29 protein-coding genes are annotated in these 23,092 nt (G+C 66.4%); 10 read left to right on the top strand and 19 right to left on the bottom strand.

The features are described 5' to 3' along the window. Window position 1: 1 nt before the first annotated feature. Genes Q0907_RS08425 through Q0907_RS08390 form a run of 8 tightly spaced genes read right to left on the bottom strand, consistent with a single transcriptional unit; the run spans window position 2 to window position 4,703 of the window. Window positions 2–457 carry a hypothetical protein gene (locus tag Q0907_RS08425; protein ID WP_299343241.1) on the bottom strand — a complete coding sequence of 152 codons (456 nt, stop codon included), beginning with the start codon at window positions 455–457 and terminating at the stop codon, window positions 2–4. Next, a complete protein-coding gene (locus tag Q0907_RS08420; protein WP_296282411.1) occupies window positions 408–656 on the bottom strand; it encodes a succinate dehydrogenase assembly factor 2 in 249 nt (82 codons plus the stop codon). The genes Q0907_RS08425 and Q0907_RS08420 overlap by 50 nt, the downstream gene beginning before the upstream one ends. Then, a complete protein-coding gene (locus Q0907_RS08415) occupies window positions 653–1,084 on the bottom strand; it encodes an MAPEG family protein (protein WP_299343240.1) in 432 nt (143 codons plus the stop codon). The genes Q0907_RS08420 and Q0907_RS08415 overlap by 4 nt, the downstream gene beginning before the upstream one ends. 4 nt (window positions 1,085–1,088) lie before the next feature. Further along, complete coding sequence (locus tag Q0907_RS08410; protein WP_055944159.1) at window positions 1,089–1,871, bottom strand: succinate dehydrogenase iron-sulfur subunit; 783 nt, start codon at window positions 1,869–1,871, stop codon at window positions 1,089–1,091. Window positions 1,872–1,889: 18 nt separating this feature from the next. Further along, entirely contained in the window at window positions 1,890–3,680 is a 1,791-nt protein-coding gene (sdhA, locus tag Q0907_RS08405; RefSeq protein ID WP_299343217.1) for a succinate dehydrogenase flavoprotein subunit, read from the bottom strand. A 4-nt stretch (window positions 3,681–3,684) separates the two neighbouring features. Continuing rightward, window positions 3,685–4,068, bottom strand: a complete 384-nt coding sequence (gene sdhD, locus Q0907_RS08400) for a succinate dehydrogenase, hydrophobic membrane anchor protein (protein ID WP_296282418.1) — start codon at window positions 4,066–4,068, stop codon at window positions 3,685–3,687. Then, complete coding sequence (gene sdhC, locus Q0907_RS08395) at window positions 4,065–4,457, bottom strand: succinate dehydrogenase, cytochrome b556 subunit (RefSeq protein WP_299343214.1); 393 nt, start codon at window positions 4,455–4,457, stop codon at window positions 4,065–4,067. The genes sdhD and sdhC overlap by 4 nt, the downstream gene beginning before the upstream one ends. Before the next feature lie 60 nt (window positions 4,458–4,517). Further along, window positions 4,518–4,703, bottom strand: coding sequence for a DUF1674 domain-containing protein (locus Q0907_RS08390; protein WP_299343212.1), 186 nt, complete (start codon window positions 4,701–4,703; stop codon window positions 4,518–4,520). A gap of 39 nt (window positions 4,704–4,742) precedes the next feature. Here Q0907_RS08390 and Q0907_RS08385 point away from each other — a divergent pair, with 39 nt between their 5' ends. Then, window positions 4,743–5,606: a folate-binding protein gene (locus Q0907_RS08385; protein ID WP_299343210.1), complete on the top strand. Its 864-nt coding sequence runs from the start codon at window positions 4,743–4,745 to the stop codon at window positions 5,604–5,606. Window positions 5,607–5,692: 86 nt separating this feature from the next. After that, a complete protein-coding gene (gene ubiM, locus Q0907_RS08380; RefSeq protein WP_299343209.1) occupies window positions 5,693–6,925 on the top strand; it encodes a 5-demethoxyubiquinol-8 5-hydroxylase UbiM in 1,233 nt (410 codons plus the stop codon). Between the two features lie 4 nt (window positions 6,926–6,929). Here ubiM and Q0907_RS08375 read toward each other — a convergent pair whose 3' ends face one another. The 7 genes from Q0907_RS08375 to Q0907_RS08345 all read right to left on the bottom strand — a co-directional run bounded on the left by Q0907_RS08375 (window position 6,930) and on the right by Q0907_RS08345 (window position 13,673). After that, complete coding sequence (locus Q0907_RS08375) at window positions 6,930–7,472, bottom strand: NADPH-dependent FMN reductase (RefSeq protein ID WP_299343207.1); 543 nt, start codon at window positions 7,470–7,472, stop codon at window positions 6,930–6,932. 30 nt (window positions 7,473–7,502) lie between these two features. After that, window positions 7,503–9,764 (bottom strand): thiamine pyrophosphate-dependent enzyme, encoded by a 2,262-nt coding sequence (locus Q0907_RS08370; RefSeq protein WP_299343205.1) that lies wholly within the window; start codon window positions 9,762–9,764, stop codon window positions 7,503–7,505. A gap of 13 nt (window positions 9,765–9,777) precedes the next feature. After that, window positions 9,778–10,428, bottom strand: coding sequence for a glutathione S-transferase family protein (locus Q0907_RS08365; protein ID WP_299343203.1), 651 nt, complete (start codon window positions 10,426–10,428; stop codon window positions 9,778–9,780). After that, window positions 10,418–10,906 (bottom strand): hypothetical protein, encoded by a 489-nt coding sequence (locus tag Q0907_RS08360; protein WP_299343201.1) that lies wholly within the window; start codon window positions 10,904–10,906, stop codon window positions 10,418–10,420. Before Q0907_RS08360 ends, Q0907_RS08365 begins: the two co-directional genes overlap by 11 nt. Next, entirely contained in the window at window positions 10,903–11,454 is a 552-nt protein-coding gene (locus tag Q0907_RS08355) for a GNAT family N-acetyltransferase (RefSeq protein ID WP_299343200.1), read from the bottom strand. Before Q0907_RS08355 ends, Q0907_RS08360 begins: the two co-directional genes overlap by 4 nt. A gap of 91 nt (window positions 11,455–11,545) precedes the next feature. After that, complete coding sequence (locus Q0907_RS08350; RefSeq protein WP_299343198.1) at window positions 11,546–12,709, bottom strand: acyl-CoA dehydrogenase family protein; 1,164 nt, start codon at window positions 12,707–12,709, stop codon at window positions 11,546–11,548. A 148-nt stretch (window positions 12,710–12,857) separates the two neighbouring features. Beyond that, window positions 12,858–13,673, bottom strand: a complete 816-nt coding sequence (locus tag Q0907_RS08345; protein WP_299343197.1) for a glycine zipper 2TM domain-containing protein — start codon at window positions 13,671–13,673, stop codon at window positions 12,858–12,860. Between the two features lie 170 nt (window positions 13,674–13,843). On the opposite strand from Q0907_RS08345, the gene Q0907_RS08340 reads away from it, so the two are divergent. Further along, entirely contained in the window at window positions 13,844–14,062 is a 219-nt protein-coding gene (locus Q0907_RS08340; RefSeq protein ID WP_296282438.1) for a DUF6116 family protein, read from the top strand. A 3-nt stretch (window positions 14,063–14,065) separates the two neighbouring features. Then, the gene (locus Q0907_RS08335) at window positions 14,066–14,833 is read left to right on the top strand and encodes a TatD family hydrolase (RefSeq protein ID WP_299343195.1); all 768 of its coding nucleotides are present in this window, start codon (window positions 14,066–14,068) and stop codon (window positions 14,831–14,833) included. On the opposite strand, the gene Q0907_RS08330 is transcribed toward Q0907_RS08335, so the two are convergent. Further along, a complete protein-coding gene (locus Q0907_RS08330) occupies window positions 14,814–15,629 on the bottom strand; it encodes a tRNA threonylcarbamoyladenosine dehydratase (RefSeq protein ID WP_299343193.1) in 816 nt (271 codons plus the stop codon). The two genes, Q0907_RS08335 and Q0907_RS08330, sit on opposite strands and share 20 nt — an antisense overlap. 76 nt (window positions 15,630–15,705) lie before the next feature. On the opposite strand from Q0907_RS08330, the gene Q0907_RS08325 reads away from it, so the two are divergent. Then, window positions 15,706–16,146, top strand: a complete 441-nt coding sequence (locus tag Q0907_RS08325) for a cytochrome c (protein ID WP_299343191.1) — start codon at window positions 15,706–15,708, stop codon at window positions 16,144–16,146. Window positions 16,147–16,287: 141 nt separating this feature from the next. Continuing rightward, a complete protein-coding gene (locus Q0907_RS08320) occupies window positions 16,288–16,764 on the top strand; it encodes a glycine zipper 2TM domain-containing protein (RefSeq protein WP_296282445.1) in 477 nt (158 codons plus the stop codon). A 95-nt stretch (window positions 16,765–16,859) separates the two neighbouring features. Here Q0907_RS08320 and Q0907_RS08315 read toward each other — a convergent pair whose 3' ends face one another. Further along, window positions 16,860–17,069, bottom strand: coding sequence for a cold-shock protein (locus tag Q0907_RS08315; protein WP_055944114.1), 210 nt, complete (start codon window positions 17,067–17,069; stop codon window positions 16,860–16,862). A 229-nt stretch (window positions 17,070–17,298) separates the two neighbouring features. On the opposite strand from Q0907_RS08315, the gene Q0907_RS08310 reads away from it, so the two are divergent. The 4 genes from Q0907_RS08310 (at window position 17,299) to Q0907_RS08295 (ending at window position 20,616) form a co-directional block, all read left to right on the top strand. Beyond that, window positions 17,299–17,784: a DUF456 domain-containing protein gene (locus Q0907_RS08310; protein ID WP_299343188.1), complete on the top strand. Its 486-nt coding sequence runs from the start codon at window positions 17,299–17,301 to the stop codon at window positions 17,782–17,784. 75 nt (window positions 17,785–17,859) lie between these two features. Then, entirely contained in the window at window positions 17,860–19,044 is a 1,185-nt protein-coding gene (locus Q0907_RS08305) for a phospholipase A (RefSeq protein WP_299343187.1), read from the top strand. Further along, on the top strand, window positions 19,044–19,463 hold the full coding sequence (gene arsC, locus Q0907_RS08300; protein WP_299343185.1) for an arsenate reductase (glutaredoxin): 420 nt from the start codon (window positions 19,044–19,046) through the stop codon (window positions 19,461–19,463). The genes Q0907_RS08305 and arsC overlap by 1 nt, the downstream gene beginning before the upstream one ends. A 43-nt stretch (window positions 19,464–19,506) precedes the next feature. Beyond that, the gene (locus Q0907_RS08295) at window positions 19,507–20,616 is read left to right on the top strand and encodes a sterol desaturase family protein (protein WP_299343183.1); all 1,110 of its coding nucleotides are present in this window, start codon (window positions 19,507–19,509) and stop codon (window positions 20,614–20,616) included. Window positions 20,617–20,732: 116 nt separating this feature from the next. Here Q0907_RS08295 and Q0907_RS08290 read toward each other — a convergent pair whose 3' ends face one another. Both Q0907_RS08290 and Q0907_RS08285 read right to left on the bottom strand, forming a co-directional pair. Next, a complete protein-coding gene (locus Q0907_RS08290) occupies window positions 20,733–21,368 on the bottom strand; it encodes a glutathione S-transferase family protein (RefSeq protein ID WP_299343181.1) in 636 nt (211 codons plus the stop codon). 148 nt (window positions 21,369–21,516) lie between these two features. Beyond that, window positions 21,517–23,034 carry a fumarate hydratase gene (locus Q0907_RS08285; protein WP_299343179.1) on the bottom strand — a complete coding sequence of 506 codons (1,518 nt, stop codon included), beginning with the start codon at window positions 23,032–23,034 and terminating at the stop codon, window positions 21,517–21,519. Window positions 23,035–23,092 lie beyond the last annotated feature (58 nt).

Genomic DNA, 23,092 nt, shown 5'->3' with positions numbered 1-23,092 from the left:
CCTATGGTGCCCGATCCCTCCGGTGCCGCCCAGCATCCCCGCCGCCCGCAGCAAGCCGGAGTTCACGCCGCCGTGAAGCCGGCAGCGTATCCGGCCACCAGGCAGCATGACGCCAGCGCCCGCCGGCGCGCTCGCGCCAACGGAGAAACGCCAGCGGACCCCGCCACCGCAGGCAAACCGCGCACATCGGCACGCCGTCGACGCTGGGGGCCCGCTCGTCGCCGGGAAACCAGAAAACCAGGGGGGACTTCCGCCCTTCCTTGCGCGACAGCCACAGGCCATACCCGAGCGCGAAAGCACCGGCAGGCCAGGCGATCGGTCGCGGCATTTCGCTCGTCAGGATCGAGACGGCACCCAGCGCACCCAGCAGGATCAGCACCGCCTGCAGCAGGCGCGACGGCCGCCACTCAAGCCGGCAGTTGACGGATCCGTTCGACCAGCGCGGCGAGTTCCGCATCGGGACAGTGCTCGTAGCCCATGAACCAGCGCCAGAGCTTATCGTCCTCGCAATCGAGCAGCCGTAGGAAAACAACGCGCTGCGGTTCGGATTCGACCGCCCAGCAGCGGTCGAGATAACGTCCGAACAGCTGGTCCAGTTCGCGCATGCCACGCCGGCAGCGCCAGCGGATGCGCTTGAGTTCGGGATCGTCGCTCATGCCGCGGCCATCGCCAGCGCGAGGCGCACCCAGAACGCGATCAACACCAGCGTTGCCAGCGCATAGGCCACGAAGCGGGTCATGACATGGTTCCAGGTGCAGTGCACCAGGCTGTGCACGGTACGCAACGCGACGAAGGCCCACGCCAGCGCGAGCGAGACCGCATCCGAGACGCCGAGCTGCGCCGCCAGCATCACGCCGGCATAGAACAGCACCGGCAGCTCGAAGAGATTGCGGAAGTTGTCCGACGCGCGGGTGTCGCTCAGCAGGCGTACCGAATCCGCGGCATTCGCCAGCGATTGCGCGTGGATGCGCTTGCGGGCCATTTCCCCCAGCCGAAGCTGGTACAGCCTGACCCACACGAGGAAGGTCAGGCCGGCCATCGCCACGGCGGGCCAGAGGATTGCCGTGGCGGGTCCGTCGCTCATGCGGTCAGGCGCGACGCGCCATCATCAGCTTCTTGATCTCGGCGATCGCCAGCGCCGGGTTCAGGCCCTTCGGGCAGGTCCGGGCGCAGTTCATGATGGTGTGGCAGCGGTACAGCTTGAACGGATCTTCCAGATCGTCCAGGCGCGCACCGGTGTCCTCGTCGCGCGAATCGATGATCCAGCGGTAGGCCTGCAGCAGGATCGCCGGGCCGAGGTAACGCTCGCCGTTCCACCAGTAGCTCGGGCAGCTCGTCGAGCAGCAGGCGCACAGGATGCACTCGTACAGGCCGTCCAGCTTCTTGCGGTCTTCCGGCGACTGCAGGCGCTCGCGATCCGGCGGGGCCGGCGTCTGCGTGCGGATCCAGGGCTTGATCGAGGCGTATTGCGCGTAGAAATGGGTCAGGTCGGGAACCAGATCCTTCACCACGTCCATGTGCGGCAGCGGATAGATCGGCACTTCCGCCTTGCCGCAATCGCCGATGGCCTTGGTGCAGGCCAGCGTGTTGGTACCATCGATGTTCATCGCGCACGAACCGCAGATTCCTTCGCGGCACGAGCGACGGAACGTCAGAGTGGGATCGATCTCGTTCTTGATCTTGATCAGCGCGTCCAGGACCATCGGGCCGCACTTGTCGAGATCGATCTCGTAGGTGTCGGTGCGCGGATTGGCGCCGTCGTCCGGGTTCCAGCGGTACACCTTGAAGGTGCGCACGTTCTTGGCGCCCTTCGCGGGGAAGTGCTTGCCCTTGGTGACGCGCGAGTTCTTCGGGAGCGAAAATTCGGCCATGTGTCAGGTCTCCCGGGCTCAGTAGACGCGCGGCTTGGGCGGCACCACATCCACGTCCTTGCTGAGCGTGTACATGTGCACGGGGCGGGAATCGAAGCTGCAGGTGCCGTCGTCGGCGACGTTGACCAGCGTGTGCTTCTGCCAGTTGACGTCGTCGCGCTCCGGGAAATCCTCGTGCGCGTGCGCGCCGCGGCTCTCATGGCGCTGTTCGGCCGAATTGATCGTGGCCACCGCGCTGAGCAGCAGGTTGTGCAGTTCGTAGGTCTCGATCAGGTCCGAGTTCCAGATCAGCGAACGGTCGCTGACCTTGACGTCCTGGAAGCTGGAGAAGATGTCCGCCATCTTGTCGCAGCCTTCCTTCAGCGTCTTGCTGGTGCGGAACACGGCGGCGTCGGCCTGCATCGTGCGCTGCATGTTGTCGCGGATCACCGAGGTGGGCGTGTCGCCATTCGCGTTGCGCAGCTTGTCCAGGTGCGACAGCGCCTTGTCGCAGGCATCGCCGGCCAGCGGCTTGTGCGCAGAACCGCTCTTGATGGTCTCGGCGCAGCGGTTGGCGACCGCGCGACCGAATACGACCAGGTCGAGCAGCGAGTTCGAACCCAGGCGGTTGGCGCCGTGCACCGATACGCAGGCGGCTTCGCCGATGGCGTACAGGCCGGGCACGACGGCATCCGGGTTGTCGCCGACCTTGCGCACCACTTCGCCGTGGTAGTTGGTCGGGATGCCGCCCATGTTGTAGTGCACGGTCGGGATGACCGGGATGGGCTGCTTGGTCACGTCCACGCCTGCGAAGATGTGGGCGCTTTCGGCGATGCCGGGCAGCTTCTCGTTGATGACTTCCGGGCCCAGGTGGGTCAGGTCGAGCAGGATGTGGTCCTTGTGCTCGCCGACGCCGCGGCCCTCGCGGATCTCGATGGTCATCGAGCGGCTGACCACGTCGCGCGACGCCAGGTCCTTGTAGTGCGGTGCGTAGCGCTCCATGAAGCGCTCGCCGTTGCTGTTGCGCAGGATGCCGCCTTCGCCGCGCACGCCTTCGGTGATCAGGCAGCCCGCGCCGTAGATGCCGGTCGGATGGAACTGCACGAACTCCATGTCCTGCATCGGCAGGCCGGCGCGCATCACCATGCCGCCACCGTCGCCGGTGCAGGTATGCGCGGACGTCGCCGAGAAGTACGCACGGCCGTAGCCGCCGGTGGCCAGCACCACGCCATGGGCGCGGAACAGGTGCAGCGTGCCAGTCGCCATGTCCAGGGCGAGTACGCCACGGCAGGCGCCTTCTTCGTCGAAGATCAGGTCCAGCGCGAAGTACTCGACCATGAAGCGCGCGTCGTGCGCCAGCGACTGCTGGTACAGCGTGTGCAGCATGGCGTGTCCGGTGCGATCGGCGGCGGCGCAGGTACGCTGCGCCGGCGGGCCTTCACCGAACTTGGTGGTCATGCCGCCGAACGGACGCTGGTAGATCTTGCCGTCCTCGGTGCGGGAGAACGGCACGCCGTAGTGCTCCAGCTCGATGATGGCCGGGATGGCCTCGCGGCACATGTACTCGATGGCGTCCTGGTCGCCCAGCCAGTCCGAGCCCTTGATGGTGTCGTAGAAGTGATAGCGCCAGTCGTCCTCGCCCATGTTGCCGAGCGCGGCGGAGATGCCGCCCTGCGCCGCCACGGTATGCGAGCGGGTCGGGAAGACCTTGGTCAGACAGACGGTCTGCAGGCCCTTGGCCGCCAGGCCGAAGGTCGCGCGCAGGCCGGCGCCGCCGGCGCCCACCACGACCATGTCGTACTTGTGTTCGGTGATCTTGTAAGCGGACATTGACTCAATTCCCCAGCGCGATGCGGGCCACGGCGAAGACGCTCACGATGGCGCCCAGCACGGCGATGAACTTGACGGTGGTCTGCACCGCGAGGGCGAGCAGCGAGTTGTGGATGTAGTCCTCCAGGATGACCTGCAGGCCCAGTTGCGCATGCCAGAACATCGCGACCAGGAAGCCGACCAGCAGCATCGCGTTCCAAGGCTTGGCGATGGCGGCCGTGGCGGCGACGTAGTCCGCGCCCGCCAGGCTGAGCACGAACACGAGGAACCAGATCGTCAGCGCGACCAGCGCGGTGGCGGTCAGGCGCTGGTGCACGAAATGCTCGGTGCCCGTCTTCGCCGAACCCAGGCCGCGCGCGTTCTTGATGGGGGTACGGAAGTTGCTCATGCCCCAGCTCCCGCCATTACGTACGCCCACACCAGGGCGGTGATGACCAGGCTGCCGATCACCGACAGCCAGCTGCTGCGCACGAACGTCGCGATCCGGTAGCCGATGGCGAAGTCCTGCACGATGTGGCGGATGCCGTTGCACAGGTGGTAGGCGAAGGCCCATGTCCAGCCGAACAGGAACACCTGGCCGTACCAGGCGCCGGCGTGGCTGCTGAAGCAGTTCCAGGCCTCAGGACCCATCATCAGCGCGACCAGGCCGGCCGTGATCTGGAGGGCGCCCGCAGCGAGCACGACGCCGGTCGCACGATGCAGGATGGAGGTCACCATCTGGATCTGCCAACGGTAGACCTGGAGATGGGGGGAAAGCGGACGTTGTGGAGTCGCCATTCGTTGCGCTCGTTGTCTCGGCTGGGCAGTCAGGGACCGCGTTGGCTATACGTGCACTGCTCAGAAATCGATGCAGCGTCCGTTCTTTTCCCAATCCCCGTAACGCGTGGGTTCGGGCCCGTCGCGGCCACCGATCTCCTTCTGCACGACCGTATCCGTCGCCCCTTCGCCGGCTGTGGGCGTCGAGGCAGCGGATGGCTGTGTTCCGGGATCGGGTTCGGGAGTCGGGGGAGTTTGACCTATCATGGCGGTCTCGCAACGCACAAAATTTTAATCCCCGCCCCCTTGGCTGACAACCTTTCCCGTACCACCGCGCCGTCTTTCGCCCTGTCCGACCATGCCCTGGTGACGCTGGAAGGGCCTGATGCGGCGGCGTTTGCACAGGCCCAGTTCGCCAACGACGTGGCCGGCCTGCCGGTCGGGCAATGGCAGTGGAACGCGTGGCTGACGCCCAAGGGACGCGTGATGGCGGTGTTTGCGCTGGCGCGGCTGGCGGAGGATCGCGTCTGGCTCGTACTGCCGGACCACCCTGCCCCTGCGTTCGTCGAGTCCCTGCGACGTTTCGTGTTTAGACGAAAGTTGAAGATCGAACTCCACGTCGATACGACGATCAGCGGCGCTTTCGCCGTACCCCACGCTGCGCGCGGCGCGACCTTGGGGATGGACGGCGGAGTGCTGGAGCTGGACTGGAGCGGACAAGGCGGTCCGCGCACGCTGCGTGTCGGTGCACCGGGCGTCGATGACGTTGCGCAGCAGGCCTCGTGGCGTGCCGCCGACCTGCGTCATGGTCTTCCCCGCCTTCCCGATGCCCAGCGCGAACAATGGACGCCGCAGCAGCTGGCGCTGGACAGGCTGGCCGCCTACAGCGTCAAGAAGGGCTGCTACCCGGGGCAGGAAATCGTGGCGCGCACCCACTTCCTCGGCAAGGCCAAGCGCGCATTGCAGGGCTTCCACGCGGCAGGCTCCGTCGCTCCGGGCGCCATCGTGCGCGACAGCGAGCGCGACATCGGGGAAGTCGTCAGCACGGTGGCCGACGGTCCGCAGACCCTGCTGCTGGCCGTGCTGCCGCTGGACCACACCGGCGAAGGCGTGTTGGCCGATACGCAGCCGCTGACGCGCATTCCCTTGCTGGACGGCCTGAGCCGCTGACGATCCTGCGTGGCGATTGATCCACGTCAATGACGTGGGCGACTGCGTGCCTAGACTGCCGTGAACCCAGGCACGAAGACACGCGCATGCACCACGACGTCATCATCATCGGCGCCGGCCCCGCGGGGTTGTGCCTGGCCAAGGCCTTGTGCGATCTCGACCTCAAGGTCGCGCTCGTGGAGCGGCAGTCGCGCGCCGCCATCGCAGAGCCCGCGTTCGACGGCCGTGAGATCGCGTTGACGCATGCCTCAATGCGCCTGCTGCGCGACCTCGGAATCTGGCAGCATCTGCCCGACGACGCCTGCTCGCCCCTGCGCGCCGCCCGCATCATGGAAGGCGACTGCCTGCATGACATGCGCATCGACGCCGCACTGGCCGGCAAGGAACAGCTCGGCATGCTGGTGCCGAACCAGCAGATCCGCGAAGCGGCATTGAAGGCCGTCAGCGACCTGCCCGGGCTGGATTTCTTCGATGGCGCGCGGATCCATGCCGTCCGCACGACCGACGACCATGCCGGCATCACCCTCGGCGACGGACTCCGCCTGGAAGCACCGCTCCTGATCGCGGCAGACAGCCGCTTCTCCGAGACGCGCCGCGCGATGGGTATCGGGGCCGATCAGTACGATTTCGGCAAGAGCATGCTGGTCTGCCGCATGCATCACGAACAGCCGCACCAGGGCGTGGCGTGGGAATGGTTCGGCCACGGCCAGACACTGGCGCTGCTCCCGCTGAAGGAGCATGAATCCTCCGTCGTCATCACCCTGCCCGACGCCGCAGCGCGACGTCTCGCCGCACTGGACGTCGACGCATTCGCCTGCGAGATGGAGCAGCGCTACGGGCATCGCCTGGGCCACATGAAGCTGGAAAGCAGCCGGCATGTGTATCCGCTGGTGGGCGTCTATGCGCGCCGGTTTGTCGGGCGCCGGTTCGCGCTGGCCGGCGATGCCGCGGTCGGCATGCACCCGGTCACGGCGCATGGCTTCAATCTCGGGCTGGCCAGCGTCGAGCGGCTGGCTGCCATGGCGCGCGACGCGATGCAGCGCAAGGGCGACCTCGGGTGCGCGGAAGGGCTGGCGCGTTACGAGCGCAGCCATCGCCGCGGCACGCGGCCGCTGTACCTGGCCACGCGCGCCATCGTGGAGCTCTACACCGACGACCGTGCGCCGGCACGCTTGCTGCGCGAGGGGGTGCTGCGAGCGGGTCGCCGACTGACCCCTTTCCGGCGTGCGCTCGCGGGCATGCTGGCCGACGAGAGCCCGAACGACCGTCGGCCGCTGCAGCGCCTGCGCGATGGCCTGGCGCTGTTGCGCCCGGCCTGACGGTTCAGGCCACCCAGGCCTCGAAACGATCCAGGAACAGCTGCAGGCGCTTGCGCAGGCGCTCGTCGGCGATATCGCCCGTCGCATCGATCTGGCCTTCGCGATACTGGATGGCGATCTCGGGCTGCGGCAGCACCGCCACGTCGACCGCCGCCAGCACGTTGCGCAGGTGTTGCTGGGCCGACACCGTGCCATGCGCGCCCGGTGAGGTACCGATGATCGCCGCGCGCTTGCCGCCGAAGGAATTGCTGCCGCCGGGACGACTGCCCACGTCGATGGCGTTCTTCAGCACGCCAGGAATCGAGCGGTTGTACTCAGGCGTGATGAACAGCAGCGCATCGCAGGCTTCCACCTGCTGCTTGAACTGCCGGCCCGTCGCGGGGAAATCCGCATCGTCGTCCTGGTCGTACAACGGCAGCTCGCCGATGCCGATCTCCTCGAACGCGAAGCGATCACCGGCCAGCCGCTGTACCGCATGCGCGAGCTGCCGGTTGTAGGAGCCGGAGCGCAGGCTGCCGATGATGAGACCGATGCGGGGCGTGGGCATGTGCGTTTCTCGATCAGGTTGTGGCCGCCATCATGCCAGCCGGTCGGCCGCCGCGACGATATCGTCATCGCCCGGGAGTACCAGGAAGGCTGCGCCGGCCAAGGGGGTGTACGTATCCGCGCCGACCACGCGCTGGAAGGGACGCGCGCGATAGCCGGCCTCGGCGATCGCGGTGATGACCCCCTCGCCCACGCCCGCCGCATGGCGACCTTCGTCGACGATCAGGATCCGCTTCGCCGTCTTCGCCTGCGCCGCGATGAACGCGGCATTGAGCGGGACAAGCCAGCGCAGGTCGACCACACGCACCTTCCAGCCATGCTTGCGTTCGATGGTCCTTGCGGCACGCAGGCTCATCGGTACGCCATTGCCATAGGTGAAGATCACCAGATCGTCCGCGCCGTCACCGTATACGCGCCCCTCGCCCAGTGTCATCGCCTCGTCCTGCGGCGGATACGGGAACAGCCACTGCCCGTCGCCGGTTTCGTACAGGTCCTTGGTCATGTACAGCGCGATCGGCTCGAGGAACAGGGTGACGCGCCCGTTCACCTTCGCCAGTGCCGCCAGCGTGCGCAGCATGGTAGCCGCATCATCGCCGCGCGAGGGGCACCCGACGACCAGTCCCGGGATGTCGCGCAAGGCCGTGATCGAATTGTCGTTGTGGAAATGTCCGCCGAATCCCCGCTGGTACCCGAGGCCGGCGACGCGCACGACCATCGGGTTGCGGTACTGGTCGTTGCTGAAGAACTGCAGGCTGGCCGCCTCGCCGCGGATCTGGTCGCAGGCGTTGTGGAAGTACGCCAGGTACTGGATCTCCGGCAGCGGCAGCATGCCCATGTTGGCGTAACCCTGGGCCATGCCGAGGATCATCGTCTCGTCCAGCAGCGTGTTGAACACGCGGCTGCCCTTGAACGCCTTCTGCAGGCCCTTGGTGACGGTGTACACGCCGCCCTTCTGCGCCACGTCCTCGCCGAACAGCAGCGTCTCCGGATACTTGCAGAACAGGTCGTGCAACGCGTTGTTGATCTGGATGGCGAGATGCCGGGGCGGCAACTTCTCGGGCAGCTTGTCCTCGCTACCGAAGGCCGCGACGCGCCGTTCGTGCGGGGCTTCGCGCGCGGCTTCCGCCGCCACCGCGTCGGGCGTATAGGGCGCGAGCGGCGCAATCACGTGATCGAGCGTGGTGATGCGCGGACGGCGGTCGGCATCTTCGGCGGCAGCGAAGCAACGCTTGCGCATCGCTTCGTATGTCGCGAGTAGAGCGTCCTTGGTGTACAGGCCGGACGCCAGCGCGATCGCGGCACTGCGCAGCAGCGGATCGGTCGCCTCGACGGCGCACAGTTCCTCCAAAGGACGCCATTCGATTTCGAAGTCGGTGCCGGCGTGGCCCATGATGCGGGTGGTGCGCAGGTGCAGGAAGGTCGGGCGGCGGGTGTGACGGCAATGCTCGACCGCCGCCTGCACCTGGCCATAGCCGCTCGCCAAGTCCAGGCCGTCGGCGTGGAAATAGTCCAGGTCCTTGCGGTCGCGGAAATTGCGGCCGATCCAGCCGTCCGGTGTCTTCACCGAAATGCCGATCCCGTTGTCCTCGCAGACGAAGAGCACCGGGGCGGGAAGTTTCTGGTATGCGGTCCATGCGGCGGCATTGAACGCGGTCTGTGCGGTGGCATGGTTCGAGGACGCATCGCCGAACGAACAGATCGCAATGCTGTCGTCGGGAATCGGCAGCGCATGGCCGATGCGGCGCGCCTGTTCGATCGCCACGGCGGTGCCCAGTGCCTTGGGCAGGTGCGAGGCGATCGTCGAGGTCTGCGGCAGCACCCACAACGGCTTGCTGCCCCACACTTTGTGGCGACCGCCGGACGCGGGGTCTTCCGCGCTGGCAGCAAAGCTCAGCGCGGAGTCCATCACCGGATCCATGCCGGGCAGCTTGCGGAAGCGTTCTGCCATGAACCCGCCGCTGCGGTAGTGCAGGAAGGCGGGATCCGTATACCGCGTTAGCCGCGCCACCATCGCGTTGCCTTCGTGGCCGGAGCTGCCGATGGTGTAGAAGATCTTGTTCTGCACGCGCAGCACGCGCGCCATCAGGTCGAGATGGCGGCTCACGAGCTGGGATTCGAGCAGTTCCACGAAGCCAGTCGCATCCAGCGCACTGCCGGGCAGCACGGGCTCGCCGTGGGCCGGCGCGCTGCGCACCTGGCCGTCCCATTCCCTGACGAACTCGATGAAATTCTGGTCGCAGATCTCGGCCCGGTTCAGGCCCTTCATGCGTGCGGGAATTGCTTTGGCAGTCATGTGCTCGCTCGGATCAGGAGGACGCCAGGCGCGCGGCGACATCGTCGCTCACGCCGGGCATGGGAACGAAACCCGGCTGCGCGCGTACGCGGGCCAGCCAGTCGGTGATATGCGGGTATGCGGCGAGGTCGAAGCCGCCGTCATCGGCGCAATGGGTATAAGCAAACAGCGCGATGTCGGCCACGCCGTAGTCGTCACCCGTGAACCACGCCGCGCCTTGCAGGTGTTTTTCCATCACGGCCAGCGCCTGGGCGCCGCGCTCCTGCAGACGAGGCAAGTCGGCACGACGCGGCGAATCCACGGGCGTCCATCCGCGAATGAAACGCGCCACCGCAATGTAGGGCTCGTGGCTGTACTGTTCGAAGAACAGCCAGCTCAATGCCTGCGCACGCTGCCAGGCATCGGCCGGCAAGTACGGGCTGCCCTCGGCCAGCCAGCAGAGGATGGCGTTCGACTCCACCAGGATCGCGCCGTCCGCGCGCTCCAGCATCGGCACCTTGCCGTTGGGGTTTTTCGCCAGGTAGTCCGGCGTGCGGGTACCACCGTTGGCGCTGTCGACCTCGACCCACGCGTAAGGCCGTGCGAGCTGTTCGAGCAACAGGCGCACCTTGTGGCAGTTGCCGGAGGTTGACATGCCATGGACGGTGACGGGATCAGGCGACATGCGGGTACTCCGGCGATACGGGAATGCGGGCGGCCTTGGCGAGATCCTTCTCCCGACCGAACGCGAGCAGGATGCGACGTTGCTCATCCAACGTCGTCACACGCACTTCATGACCGGCGACGTCGAGGCGTAGATCTTCGTGCACCTGCACGGGCCGCCATCCCGTGGCCGTCATCAGTTCCAGTCCACCCATGACTTCCACCGGCATCGGCAGGTGCACGAAGCGGGCGAACGCGGAACGGAAACGGGTTTCGTCTGCAGGGCGGTAGGCCGCATCGACGTGATCGATCCAGGCCTCCCGCAATTGCAGCGCATCGCGACGGCTGCAGAGTACGTCGATGTCCTGCGGTGCGACATTCGGAATATCCGCCAGCACCATCGCGGCACTGCCGATGATCCACCAGGGATCGCGGAACGTCCGCATCAGCTCGGGCAAGGCATCGTGCAGGCCTGCGTACAGCGCGGACGTCGACGTCACGGTTGGGCGACCCTGCGTGCCTGCCACTGCGCGCGCGTCTGGCCCCAGACTTCGACCGGTTTCTCGTGGTGCGGTTCGGGAAGGCGATCCATCCGCAGGTAGGTCGAACCAAGTTTCGCGGCGACCGACTTGGAGTTGGCGTTCTCCGGATCGATGGTATGGATCACCTCTTCCCAGCCCAGGTGTTCGAACGCCCAGTCGATACTGGCCGTCGCCGCTTCCGGCGCGTAACCGCGGCCCCAAGACTCACGGGCGATGCTCCAGCCCACTTCGGTGCCCGGCCAGCCTTCCGGCTGCCACGGCCCTACCCGGCCGATCCAGCGGCCGGTCGCTTTCTCGATCACCGAGAACATCCCGAAACCCTGCAGATGCCAACTGCCCAGCGTGGCGGCGAGGCTGCGCCATGCCGGCGAACGGGCCTGCGTGCCGCCGATGTAACGCATGGTCTCTTCATCGGTGGCGAACGCGGCCCACGCTTCGTAGTCCTCCCGCCGCGGCAAGCGCAGCAGCAGGCGGGGCGTGTCGAGTTGGAGTTCGGAAAGGTCCATCGGTGCCACGTCATCCCAGAACGGAAGGCCATCCCACGCGCTGAACACCCGGTCCGCGCACGCCGTCGGACGTGCGCGTTGCGGGACCCGCTCAGAACGCGTTGATGCCCGTCAGCTCGCGGCCGATTACCAGCTGGTGCACGGTTTCCGTGCCCTCGTAGGTGATGACCGATTCCAGGTTCAGCGCGTGGCGGATGGCGGCGTGCTCGGTGGTGATGCCGGCGCCGCCCAGCAGGTCGCGGCATTCGCGGGCGATGTCGATGGCCATGCGGCAGTTGTTCCACTTCGCCAGCGACACCTGAGAAGGCGCCATGGTGCCGGCATCCTTCAGGCGACCCAGCTGCAGCGACAGCAACTGCGCCAGGGTGATCCGGCGGGCCATCTCGGCCATCTTGATCTGCGCACTCTGGGTGGCCGCGACGGGGCGGTCGAACAGGATGCGTTCCTTGGTGTAGGCAAGCACTTCGTCGAGGCAGGCGATGGCGGCGCCGATCGGGCCCCAGGTGATGCCGTAGCGCGCCTGGGTCAGGCAGCCCAGCGGCCCCTTCAGGCCTTTGACGTTGGGCAGGCGGCTGCTGTCGGGCACGCGCACGTTGTCGAAGAACAGCGCGCTGGTCACCGATGCGCGCAGGCTCATCTTGTGCTTGATCTCCTGCGCGGTGAACCCGGCCATGCCCTTCTCGAGCAGGAAGCCCTGGATCCCGTCGTCGGTCTGCGCCCAGACGATCGCGATGTCGGCCAGGTTGCCGTTGGTGATCCACATCTTCGAGCCGTTGATGACCCAATCGTCGCCATCGCGGCGCGCGTGGGTCTTCATGTTGGCCGGGTCGGAGCCGCCGTGGGGCTCGGTCAGGCCGAAGCAGCCGATCACCTTGCCGGCCGCCATTTCCGGCAGCCAGCGCTCGCGCTGTTCTTCGCTGCCGTAGGCGTAAATGGGATACATGCACAGCGAGGACTGCACGCTGACGAAGCTGCGGATACCGCTGTCGCCGCGCTCGAGTTCCTGGCAGATCAGGCCGTAGCTGACCGCATTGAGGCCGGCGCAGCCGTACTTTTCCGGCAGCGAGGAACCCAGCAGGCCAAGTTCGGCGATCTCCGGCACCAGTTCCTTCGGAAACCGGCCCTGGTCGAAGGCGTCGCCGATGATCGGGCGCACGCGCTCGTCGGTGAAGCGGGCGACGGCGTCCTGGACGGCGCGCTCCTCTTCGCTCAGCAGAGAACGGACATCGAACAGGTCGTACGGGTTCAGGGCCATCGCGCTTCAACCGGCATAAGAGGTATCCGGTGATTGTATGCGGTGGCCGTCGGGGGCGGTAAGCGCCAGTCCGCACAGCAAAGGCCGGCGAAATGCCGGCCTTTGCGGGGTGCCACGTTGAAATGCAGGCCCGGTCCGGGCCGGATCGTCAGCCCTTGTCCGGGGCATCCACGCTGGCCGTCTGGGTCACCACCTGGCCGTCGATCACCGGCAGGCGATCGCCCGGCTTCTGGTCCAGGCGGATCGTCTTGTCCTGGCCCTCGAAACGGTAGGTGACGTCGTAGCCGATCACCTTGTCGGTGGTGCCGAGCGCAATACGGTTGCCCGGCTTGCTGTCCATGCGCATGGTGCCGGTGGAGCCATCAGGATTGCGGTACGTCACGTTGTAGCCCGTCACCCGCGACGACTCCGACGTCGCGTTCTCGGTGTGGCACTGGCGCTCGGTGCGATTCACGACCCGGCCACCCACGTGGCGCTTGTCCACCTGGTTGCCGATCGCACCGCCCGCGACGGCACCCACGACCGTGGCCGCCTTCTTGCCGTTGCCGCCGCCCACTTGGTTGCCCAGCAGGCCACCGATCACCGCACCGGCCACCGTACCCCCCGCGTTGCCATCGCGTTCGGGCAGGCGCTCCTGCACGACCACGTCTTCGCACACCTCGCGCGGCGAACTGGTCGTGGTGGTCTCGCGCACCGCCTCGGTGCCGATCACCGTCGCATACAGCTTCTCGGAACTGGTGACCGGCTCCGACTTCACCACGGTGGCGTACTGCAACGTGCCCGTGGGGATCTGGTTGTCGATCATGGCCGCGTCATCCGTGACCAGCGTGCCATCGGCCGACGTCACCAGGCCGTCCTGGCCGGTCGGGCTCTTGTCGCCGCCCTTGAGGAATGCCGCCGTGGCGACACCGCCCACCAGCAATGCGCCGACGGCAACCAGAATCGTTGTGGTATTGCTCTTCATCGCTGCCTCCAAGTCGGGCTGCCCCGATTCACATTGGCCATCATTGCACCACTGGGAACCTGAACAAAGTACCGGTGAAGGCCCACGAAAACGAACGAAAAATGAACGCTTCCGCGACGTTCGGATCATGCTAGCGTGGCGTCCGTTGCACTCCGGAACGAGTCTCCTCCATGCCGAACCCGCTACTGCTGCCGTTGCTCGACTGGGCCCGCAAGCTGCGCTATCCGACCTTGTTCAAGATCACGGCTGCGCTCTTCGTCGTCACGCTGTTCCTGCCAGATCCCTTCCCGTTCGTGGACGAAATCCTCTTCGGCCTGGGCACCCTGTTGCTGGCGAACTGGAAACGGCGCAAGGAACCACCGCCCGCCATCGAGCCCACCCAGCGCTGACAGATGCTGGTCGACAGCCACAGCCATTTCGACGCCGCCGAGTTCGATGGCGATCGCACCGCGGTGCTGGCGCGTGCGCGCAGCGCCGGGGTGACGCGCCAGATCGTTCCGGCGGTTGCCGCGTCGACCTGGCACGGACTTCGTGACGTCTGCCTGCAGGACTCCGGTCTGTTCCCCGCCTATGGCTTGCATCCGATGTACCTCGCCGAGCATCGCCCGGAGCATCTGGACGCACTGCGGCAGTGGATCCAGCGCGAGCATCCTGTGGCGGTCGGCGAATGCGGACTGGACTTCTTCGTGGACGGTCTGGATGCCGACGCACAGCAACAGTATTTCGATGGCCAACTGCGGGTGGCGCGCGAATTCGGCCTGCCGGTGATCGTGCATGCACGACGCGCGGTGGACGCCGTGATCGCAGCGATCAGGCGCGTGGGTGGACTGACCGGCGTCGTCCACAGCTTCTCCGGCAGTCCGGAGCAGGCGCGCCAGTTGTGGGGGATGGGTTTCCTGATCGGCCTGGGCGGACCCGTCACTTACGAGCGTGCGAACCGCCTGCGCGCACTGGCACGCACGATGCCGCTCGACTACCTGCTGCTGGAGACCGATGCGCCGGACCAGCCGGACGCCGGCATCCGCGGGCAACGCAACGAGCCCGAACGCCTGTCCGTAGTGCGCGACGTGATTGCCAGCCTGCGCGACATAGCGCCGGAGGACGTCGCTGCCGCGACCACGCGCAACGCCGAGCGCCTTTTCAAGCTGCCGGTGGCCTGACCGCCGTCTTCGCGGGCTTGGCCAGCAGTTCGAGCGCCTTGCCCACCATCGCGAACGCGAACGCACCGGTAATATGGGTGGCGGCCCCCAGACCCACGCCGCAATCCAGTTTCAGCGCCGCATCCGCCCCCAGCTGCGGGCGCAGGCCACAGACGCTGCCGTCGGCCTGCGGATACTTGACGTTTTCGAGCGAGTACACGGCCTGCACCCCGAAGTAGCGGTCGCTGTTCTTGGGGAAATTGAACTCCGCGCGCAACTTCTTGCGCACCAGCGCCAGCAGCGCGTCGTGTTCGGTACGCGAAAGATCACGCAGGCGGATCTGGGTGGGATCGGTGCGACCGCCGGCGGAGCCGGACACCACGATCGGCAGCTTGCGGCGGCGGCACCAGGCGATCATTTCCACCTTGACCCGGAAACTGTCGCACGCATCGAGCGCCAGGTCGAAGCCGCGATCCAGCAGCTCGCCCATGTTGCCGGACGTAAGGAACTGCGGCACCGCATCTATATCGATCAGCGGGTTGATCGCGCGGCACCGCTCGGCCATCGCCTCGGCCTTGTTGCGCCCGTAGTGCCCTTCGAGGGCCGGCAATTGGCGGTTGGTGTTGGATACGCAGATGTCGTCGGCATCAATCAATGTGAGATGACCCACGCCGGAGCGCGCCAGCGCCTCCACCACCCACGAGCCCACGCCGCCCATGCCCACCACGGCGACGCGCGCCTGCGCATGGCGTTCTACGGTTCCCACGCCATAGAGGCGGTCGATGCCGGCGAACCGGTCCCGGAGTTCTTTCTTCATGGCGCCAGTGTAAGCCGTGGCGCAAACCGTGATGGCCGTCGTACCATCGCGGCGTCATCCACAAGGAGCCCGCCGCATGGCCAGCCAACCCGACATCAAGAAGCCCTCCGCCGCGTCGCGCTACCTCTTCCTCTTCCTGATCGGCCTGGTGGTGGGTGCTGTCTGTACGGTCATGGCGATGCGCGCGTTGCAGGCGCGGCAGGATCCATTCCCCCACAGCGTGATGCACGTGATGGCCAAGCACTCGGCGCAATTAGCCGACACGGTGAAGCAGAACCGCTGCGCGGCCACCGACACCATCCCGCACGTACGCACGCTGCGAGCGATGGCGAACGATCTGGACATGGCATTCCCAGGGATCGCGGACGACCAGCGGTTCAAAGCGCATACCAGCCAGTTCCGCGCGGACCTGGACGCGGCCCTGAGCGCGCCGCCCACCGACTGCGCAGCCGCAGGCGCCCTGGTCGAGAAGGTAGGGGCGGACTGCAAGGCCTGCCATCAGGATTTCCGGGGATGACGATAGCCGCGGCATGAATCGCACCTGACATCCGGGCCGCGCAAGCGGCCCGATTGTCATGATGTTCACGCGGTCATGTGGAGCATGCGCCCCGACGGGACACGATCACCCTGACGGTCCTACCATCCACAGGAGGCATCCATGAACCTGCGTCTTCTCGCCATCGGCATGACGACGGCCGTCGCCCTCGCCGGCTGCGCAAGCACGTCCCCGGGCTATGGCAGCAGCGGCTACGGCGGTGGCTACAACAATGCGCCCGCCAATCGCTATTGCGCGGACTGCGGCATCGTCGAACGCATCGACGTGGTGTCGTCCGGCCGCAGCGCTCCGTCGGCGACCGGTGCCGTGCTGGGCGGCATCGTCGGTGCGGTCGCCGGCCGCCAGATCTCGGACCGCACGGGCGGCAGCGAAGGCAACAAGAATGTCTCCACGGTCGCAGGCGCGGTGGCAGGTGCCGCCGCCGGCAACGCGATCCAGAACCGCACCACCGGTGACACCTACAACATCACGGTGCGCATGGACGATGGACGCCGCGTGACGATCAGCCAGCGCGACCTCGGCGGGGTCCGGGAGAACACCTACGTCCGCATCCAGAACGGTCGCGTGGTCATCCGCTGATCGCCCGCGCCACACCGCAGCAAAGAAAAAGCCCGGCATCCGCCGGGCTTTTTCCTGTGGAGCCCGCGCCTTCGCGCGGTCCTGCATTCTCCAGTTCAGACCGGCTGGACGGCATCCGCCTGGAGGCCCTTCTGGCCCTGCACGACGGTGAAGCTGACCTTCTGGCCTTCCTTCAGGCTCTTGAAGCCCTGGGTCTGGATGGCACGGAAATGCACGAATACGTCCTCACCATTCTCGCGGCTGATGAAGCCGAAGCCCTTGGCATCGTTGAACCATTTGACGGTTCCGGTTTCACGATCAGACATCTACTTGCTCCTTGAAACGGGTGGTGGATACGCCTGCTGGGCGGCTGGTTGCAAGGAGGAAGCGAGGTACAAGGATGCAGCGGATCATGGATCTACCCCATCAGGCCACGATTCACGGTGACCTTGGCAACGGCAGCGGCCGCACAGTAACCCGGCATTTGGCAAAATGCAAACACGTGAGCCGAAAAGTCAACCCCCAGACAACCCTTTGATTCCTCAGGAGATTTGATTGGACATCCAGATGCTTTATTACGCCTTGGCGGTGGTACTGATCCTGGTGGGCGTGGCCGGGGTGATCCTGCCTGCCCTGCCCGGCCTGCCGCTGGTGTTCGCGGGCATGCTGCTGGCCGCCTGGGCGGGTGACTTCCAGCAGATCGGCTGGGTGACGCTGGTGGTGCTGGGACTGCTCACGGCGCTCTCGTTCGCGGCCGACATTTTCTCCACCGCGGTCGGCGCGCAGCGTGTCGGCGCCAGCCGCAAGGCGCTCTGGGGCACGGTGATCGGCACCTTCGCCGGCCTGTTCTTCATGCCCATCGGCCTGCTGGCCGGCCCGTTCATCGGTGCGCTGCTCGGCGAGCTCTGGCATGGGCGCGAGTTGCGGCAGGCGACGAAGGTCGGGCTGGGGACCTGGCTGGGCATCGTGCTGGGCGTTGTCCTGAAGCTGGGGCTGACCTTCGCGATGCTGGGCCTGTTCGCCTTCGCCTGGATCTTCTAGGCCATGTCGACGCGCCTTCGCGCCCATGGCTGGCAGAATACCGCTCCCCACCCGCCTTCCCTGATCGAGCCCCGCATGACGCACCGCGCCCGACTCCTGCCGCTCGCCATCGGCGTTTCCCTCTCGTTCGCTGCCCAGGCGCAGGACGCACCGGCCGTTCCCTCCGCCGAGGCCTGCTTCCTGCTCGAGAACGATGCCGCCCGCCTGGCCTGTTACGACCACGCGCTGGGCAGGATTGCCCGCGACACGCGGACCGCGGACGAACAGGCGCGCGCTGCGAAGGAAGCCGAGGCGCAGGCACGCGACCAGGCGCGTGCGTCGGCCCGCGCCGAGGCCGAGGCGGCCAAAGCGGCGGACCTGCCGATGGGCGAGCGCGCCCGGCGGCGCATGGGCGCCTGGTTCCGGGTCGACGACGAGGCGGACGCCGACCTGATCGCCAACGCCGGCCGCGGTTCGCTGCTCGACAGCCGCTGGGAGCTGGCCAAGGATTCGAAGCTGGGTGTCTTCCAGTTGCGCGCCTACAAGCCCATGTACCTGCTGCCCGCGTTCTGGACCAGCCAGGTCAACGAGACGCCCTCCTCGCCCAATCCCGACAACACGGTCACCGAGCCGCAGGCACTGCAGGACATCGAGGCGAAGTTCCAGCTGAGCTTCAAGACCAAGTTCGCCGAGAACCTGTTCGGCGACAACGGCGACATCTGGGGCGCGTACACCCAGAGCTCGCGCTGGCAGGTCTATAACGGCGAGGAATCACGCCCGTTCCGCGAAACCAATTACGAACCCGAAGTGATGCTGGTGTTCCGCAACAACTACAGCCTGGCGGGCTGGAAGGGGCGGATGGCGGGCATCGGCATCAACCACCAGTCCAACGGCCGCAGCGATCCGCTGTCGCGCAGCTGGAACCGCGTCATCGCCACCATCGGCCTGGATCGCGAGAACTGGGCTTTCGTCGTACGTCCGTGGTATCGCGTTCCGGACGGCAACGACGACGACAACCCGGATATCGAAGACTACATCGGCCGTGGCGATGCGATGCTCACCTACGCGCGCGACGGCCATGTATTCACCGTACTGGGCCGGCACTCGCTGCGTGGCGGCGATCAGTCGCACGGCGCCCTGCAGCTGGACTACGGCTTTCCGATCAATCGCGCGTTCCGCGCCCACGTGCAGTTGTTCCATGGCTACGGCGAAAGCCTGATCGACTACAACCACAAGGCCACCTACGTCGGCCTGGGCATCTCGTTGCTGGACTGGTACTGATGGACGACGTGACGATCTACCACAACCCCGCGTGCGGCACCTCGCGGAACACGCTGGGACTGATCCGCAACGCGGGTATCGAGCCGCAGGTCATCGAATACCTGAAGACGCCGCCCGATCGCGCCACGCTGGTGTCGCTGATCGCGGCGATGGGCACGCCCGTGCGCGAGGTTGTCCGGACCAAGGAAGCGCTTTACCCGGAACTCGGCCTTGCCGATGCCGATGACGCGGCGCTCATAGACGCCATGCTGGATCATCCGGTGCTGATCAATCGTCCCATTGTGGTGACGACCCTCGGCACCCGGCTTTGCCGGCCCTCCGAACGGGTCTTGGATATCCTGCCGCAGGCGCAGCGTGGCGCTTTTAGCAAGGAGGATGGCGAGCCGGTCGTCGACGAGGCCGGAAACCGCCTCGCCTGACGTAAGATCCTGCGCAGGAATCGCACCGCCTGCCAGGATGCTCATGACACGCCCTCGCCGTTCGTTCTTCGCCTACGCTTCGGCCATGCTCGGGCTGCTGAGCCTGATGGCCGTCGCCTGTTTCCATTTCCCCGAACTGCTGACGAGCAGGGAATTCCGGGCCGCCTACAACGAGCAGTTCGCTCGCCACCTGCTGCTGGTCGGGTTGGCGGCCGCCTTCGCCATGGGCACCTGGGCCATCCTGCGCGACCGCAACAAGCGCATCGCGCTGATCGGTGTGGGTGGCGCCACCCTGGCGGTGCTGCTGGGCGGCACCAACGTGCAGTTCGACGCCATCGGCAAGACACCGTACTCGCTGGGCCTGGACTGGTTCGTGATCTCGCTGTTCTTCTCGGCGCTGGTGTTCGTGCCGCTGGAACACTACCTCGGCAAGCGCCGGATCTCGCCGCTGCGTCCCGGCTGGCGCACCGACGTGACGTACTTCTTCATGAGCCACATGCTGGTGCAGTTCATCCTGATCCTGGTGACGGCCTCCACCTCGACCATCGCCGGCCTGGCCGCGTTCCCCGCCTTGAAGGACGCCATCCAGTCGCTGCCGGTCTGGGTGCAGTTCCTGATCGCCGTGTTCGTCGCCGACCTCGCGCAAGCGCTGCTGCACCGCGCGTACCACAACATTCCGTGGCTCTGGCGCTTCCATGCCGTGCACCATTCCAGCCGCGAGATGGATTGGCTGGCCGGCTCGCGCATCCACATCGTCGAGATCGTGCTGACCCGCAGCGCGGTGCTGTTGCCGCTGCTGGTCCTCGGCTTCTCGACCCCGGCCGTGAATGCCTACGTGATCCTGGTGGGTCTGCAGGCGGTGCTGGCGCACGCCAACCTGGGCATCCGCTTCGGCTGGCTCGAATACCTGCTGGTGCTGCCGCGCTACCACCACTGGCACCACGCACGGCACAAGGACTACCTGGACGTGAACTACGCCATCCACCTGCCGCTGGTGGACATGCTGATGGGCACGTTCAAGCTGCCGCCGAAGCAGGAAGACTGGCCCGACGAATACGGCGTGATGAAGCTGGAGACGGTGCCTCGCGGCATCGTGCGCCAGCACCTGATGCCGTTCCAGGGCGGGAAGAAGTTCGAAGAATACGTGGACTGAGCCAACGCGATGATCGCTGTGGGAGCGACGTAAGTCGCGAGCTTTTTCCCATCGGCCTGCACCATTCCCATCATGCATCGTCGCGACTTACGTCGCTCCCACAACGTGCAGCCTGATCACGTCCAATCCGTCAGCCCCTCACGCGCATAGACTTCCCTGAAGCTCGGCAGCGCCTTCATCCGTTGCGCATAGGCCTGCAGCGCCGGCCAGGTATCGGTGGGCTTGGGCATGTTGCGCGACCAGCGCATCAGCATCGTCAGCAGGAAGTCGGCCGCGGTGCGCTGCGTGCCCAGCAGGTACGGCCCATGCGCCTCGAGATGCTCGGCGACCTGTCCCCACGCCTTTTCCAGCTTCGCCCGTGCGTGCTGCCGGGTGGCCTCGACATTGGCCTCGCCAGCGATCTCGTCGGAATAGAACCACGCACGGTATGCGGGCATCAGCGTGTTGGCGCAGAACAGCATCCAGCGGTAGTACTGCGCACGCTGCGTGCTCGCTACCGCAGGCGCCAGTTCGGCACGCGGATGCGTATCGGCGAGATGCATCAGGATCGCGGCCGTCTCGGTGATCACCTGCCCGTCCATCACCAGCGTGGGCACCACGCCGGCGGGGTTGAGCTTCAGGTACTCGTCGGATTTCTGGTCGCGCTTGTCGAAGTCCAGCTCGTGCAGCTCATGCGGGATGCCCAGCTCGATCAGCAGCCAGTGGACGACGAGGCTGGCGGTGCTGCGGGAGTAGTAGAGCTTTGTCGACATAGATGGGCCTCTGCGATTTGAGCCCCTCTCCCCATGGGAGAGGGGTTGGAGTGAGGAGCGCCAACCGTCAGCATGATTCAAGCAATCAGACTTCGCTCGCCCCTCATCCGCCTTCGGCACCTTCTCCCGCAGGGAGAAGGAAACAGCGTCAGGCCACCACCACTGGAATCTTCCCGATCCGCGCCTGCCATTCCTTCGGGCCGGTCTGGTGCACCGAGGTGCCTTGGGAGTCGACCGCGACGGTCACGGGCATGTCCTGCACGGTGAACTCGTAGATCGCTTCCATGCCCAGGTCGGCGAAACCGACGACCTTCGCCGCCTTGATCGCCTTGGAGACGAGGTACGCCGCGCCGCCGACCGCCATCAGGTAGGCCGACTGGTGCTTCTTGATGGCCTCGATCGCCGCCGGGCCGCGCTCGGCCTTGCCGACCATGCCCAGCAGGCCGGTCTGCGCCAGCACCTGTTCGGTGAACTTGTCCATGCGGGTGGCGGTGGTCGGGCCCGCCGGGCCGACGACTTCATCGCGCACGGGATCGACCGGCCCCACGTAGTAGATGAAACGGCCCTTCAGATCGACCGGCAGCGCCTCGCCCTTGTTGAGCATGTCGACCATCCGCTTGTGCGCGGCATCGCGGCCGGTCAGCAACTTGCCATTGAGCAGCAGGACTTCGCCCGGCTTCCAGTTGGCTACGTCCTCGCGGGTCAGCGTGTCGAGATCGACGCGACGGCCCTTCGATGCGTCGTAGGTCAGTTCCGGCCAGTCCTCCAGCGACGGCGGGTCCAGCATCACCGGGCCGCTGCCATCGAGGGTGAAGTGCGCGTGGCGCGTGGCGGCGCAGTTCGGGATCATCGCCACCGGCAGGTTGGCCGCGTGGGTCGGGTAATCCTTGACCTTGATGTCGAGCACGGTGGTCAGGCCACCCAGGCCCTGCGCGCCGATGCCGAGCGCGTTGACCTTCTCGTACAGTTCCAGGCGCAGCTCCTCGGCGCGATTGGACGCGCCGCGTGCCTGCAGGTCGGTGATGTCGATCGGCTCCATCAGCGATTCCTTCGCCAGCAGCATCGCCTTCTCGGCGGTGCCGCCGATGCCGATGCCGAGCATGCCCGGCGGGCACCAGCCGGCGCCCATCGTCGGCACGGTCTTCAGCACCCAGTCGACGATGGAGTCGGACGGATTGAGCATCGCGAACTTCGACTTCGCTTCGGAACCACCGCCCTTCGCGGCGACGATCACGTCGACGGTGTTGCCCGGCACGACCTTGACGTTGACCACGCCCGGCGTGTTGTCCTTCGTGTTGGTGCGCTTGCCGGCCGGGTCGGCCAGCACGCTGGCGCGCAGCTTGTTGTCGGGGTGGTTGTAGGCGCGGCGCACGCCCTCGTGGACCATGTCCTCCACGCCCATCGTGGCGTCGTCCCAGCGCACGTCCATGCCGATCTCGAGGAACACGGTGACGATGCCGGTGTCCTGGCAGATCGGCCGATGGCCTTCGGCGCACATGCGCGAATTGATCAGGATCTGCGCGATGGCGTCCTTCGCGGCAGGCGATTCCTCGCGGTCATAGGCCGACGCGAGGCTCTTGATGTAGTCGACCGGGTGGTAGTAGCTGATGTACTGCAGGCCGTCGGCGATGGACTGGATGAGGTCTTCTTGCTTGATCGAGGTCATGGGACGTGAAGCCGGGGGCTGCCGGTGGGGTAGCGGGCGGAAGCGCCCATTTTAGGCC

Origin of the sequence: uncultured Pseudoxanthomonas sp., assembly GCF_947498795.1 — a bacterium.
GTDB lineage: Bacteria > Pseudomonadota > Gammaproteobacteria > Xanthomonadales > Xanthomonadaceae > Pseudoxanthomonas_A.
The sequence above is the reverse complement of the archived record's forward strand: the minus strand, read 5'-3'. Positions and strand labels throughout refer to the sequence as shown.

Bases quoted from the DNA above. Each gene is read 5' to 3' on its own strand.
- Q0907_RS08425 (WP_299343241.1), bottom strand. From the start codon at position 457: ATGCGGAACTCGCCGCGCTGGTCGAACGGATCCGTCAACTGCCGGCTT.
- Q0907_RS08420 (WP_296282411.1), bottom strand. From the start codon at position 656: ATGAGCGACGATCCCGAACTCAAGCGCATCCGCTGGCGCTGCCGGCGT.
- Q0907_RS08415 (WP_299343240.1), bottom strand. From the start codon at position 1,084: ATGAGCGACGGACCCGCCACGGCAATCCTCTGGCCCGCCGTGGCGATG.
- Q0907_RS08410 (WP_055944159.1), bottom strand. From the start codon at position 1,871: ATGGCCGAATTTTCGCTCCCGAAGAACTCGCGCGTCACCAAGGGCAAG.
- sdhA (WP_299343217.1), bottom strand. From the start codon at position 3,680: ATGTCCGCTTACAAGATCACCGAACACAAGTACGACATGGTCGTGGTG.
- sdhD (WP_296282418.1), bottom strand. From the start codon at position 4,068: ATGAGCAACTTCCGTACCCCCATCAAGAACGCGCGCGGCCTGGGTTCG.
- sdhC (WP_299343214.1), bottom strand. From the start codon at position 4,457: ATGGCGACTCCACAACGTCCGCTTTCCCCCCATCTCCAGGTCTACCGT.
- Q0907_RS08390 (WP_299343212.1), bottom strand. From the start codon at position 4,703: ATGATAGGTCAAACTCCCCCGACTCCCGAACCCGATCCCGGAACACAG.
- ubiM (WP_299343209.1), top strand. From the start codon at position 5,693: ATGCACCACGACGTCATCATCATCGGCGCCGGCCCCGCGGGGTTGTGC.
- Q0907_RS08375 (WP_299343207.1), bottom strand. From the start codon at position 7,472: ATGCCCACGCCCCGCATCGGTCTCATCATCGGCAGCCTGCGCTCCGGC.
- Q0907_RS08370 (WP_299343205.1), bottom strand. From the start codon at position 9,764: ATGACTGCCAAAGCAATTCCCGCACGCATGAAGGGCCTGAACCGGGCC.
- Q0907_RS08365 (WP_299343203.1), bottom strand. From the start codon at position 10,428: ATGTCGCCTGATCCCGTCACCGTCCATGGCATGTCAACCTCCGGCAAC.
- Q0907_RS08355 (WP_299343200.1), bottom strand. From the start codon at position 11,454: ATGGACCTTTCCGAACTCCAACTCGACACGCCCCGCCTGCTGCTGCGC.
- Q0907_RS08350 (WP_299343198.1), bottom strand. From the start codon at position 12,709: ATGGCCCTGAACCCGTACGACCTGTTCGATGTCCGTTCTCTGCTGAGC.
- Q0907_RS08345 (WP_299343197.1), bottom strand. From the start codon at position 13,673: ATGAAGAGCAATACCACAACGATTCTGGTTGCCGTCGGCGCATTGCTG.
- Q0907_RS08340 (WP_296282438.1), top strand. From the start codon at position 13,844: ATGCCGAACCCGCTACTGCTGCCGTTGCTCGACTGGGCCCGCAAGCTG.
- Q0907_RS08335 (WP_299343195.1), top strand. From the start codon at position 14,066: ATGCTGGTCGACAGCCACAGCCATTTCGACGCCGCCGAGTTCGATGGC.
- Q0907_RS08330 (WP_299343193.1), bottom strand. From the start codon at position 15,629: ATGAAGAAAGAACTCCGGGACCGGTTCGCCGGCATCGACCGCCTCTAT.
- Q0907_RS08325 (WP_299343191.1), top strand. From the start codon at position 15,706: ATGGCCAGCCAACCCGACATCAAGAAGCCCTCCGCCGCGTCGCGCTAC.
- Q0907_RS08320 (WP_296282445.1), top strand. From the start codon at position 16,288: ATGAACCTGCGTCTTCTCGCCATCGGCATGACGACGGCCGTCGCCCTC.
- Q0907_RS08315 (WP_055944114.1), bottom strand. From the start codon at position 17,069: ATGTCTGATCGTGAAACCGGAACCGTCAAATGGTTCAACGATGCCAAG.
- Q0907_RS08305 (WP_299343187.1), top strand. From the start codon at position 17,860: ATGACGCACCGCGCCCGACTCCTGCCGCTCGCCATCGGCGTTTCCCTC.
- arsC (WP_299343185.1), top strand. From the start codon at position 19,044: ATGGACGACGTGACGATCTACCACAACCCCGCGTGCGGCACCTCGCGG.
- Q0907_RS08295 (WP_299343183.1), top strand. From the start codon at position 19,507: ATGACACGCCCTCGCCGTTCGTTCTTCGCCTACGCTTCGGCCATGCTC.
- Q0907_RS08290 (WP_299343181.1), bottom strand. From the start codon at position 21,368: ATGTCGACAAAGCTCTACTACTCCCGCAGCACCGCCAGCCTCGTCGTC.
- Q0907_RS08285 (WP_299343179.1), bottom strand. From the start codon at position 23,034: ATGACCTCGATCAAGCAAGAAGACCTCATCCAGTCCATCGCCGACGGC.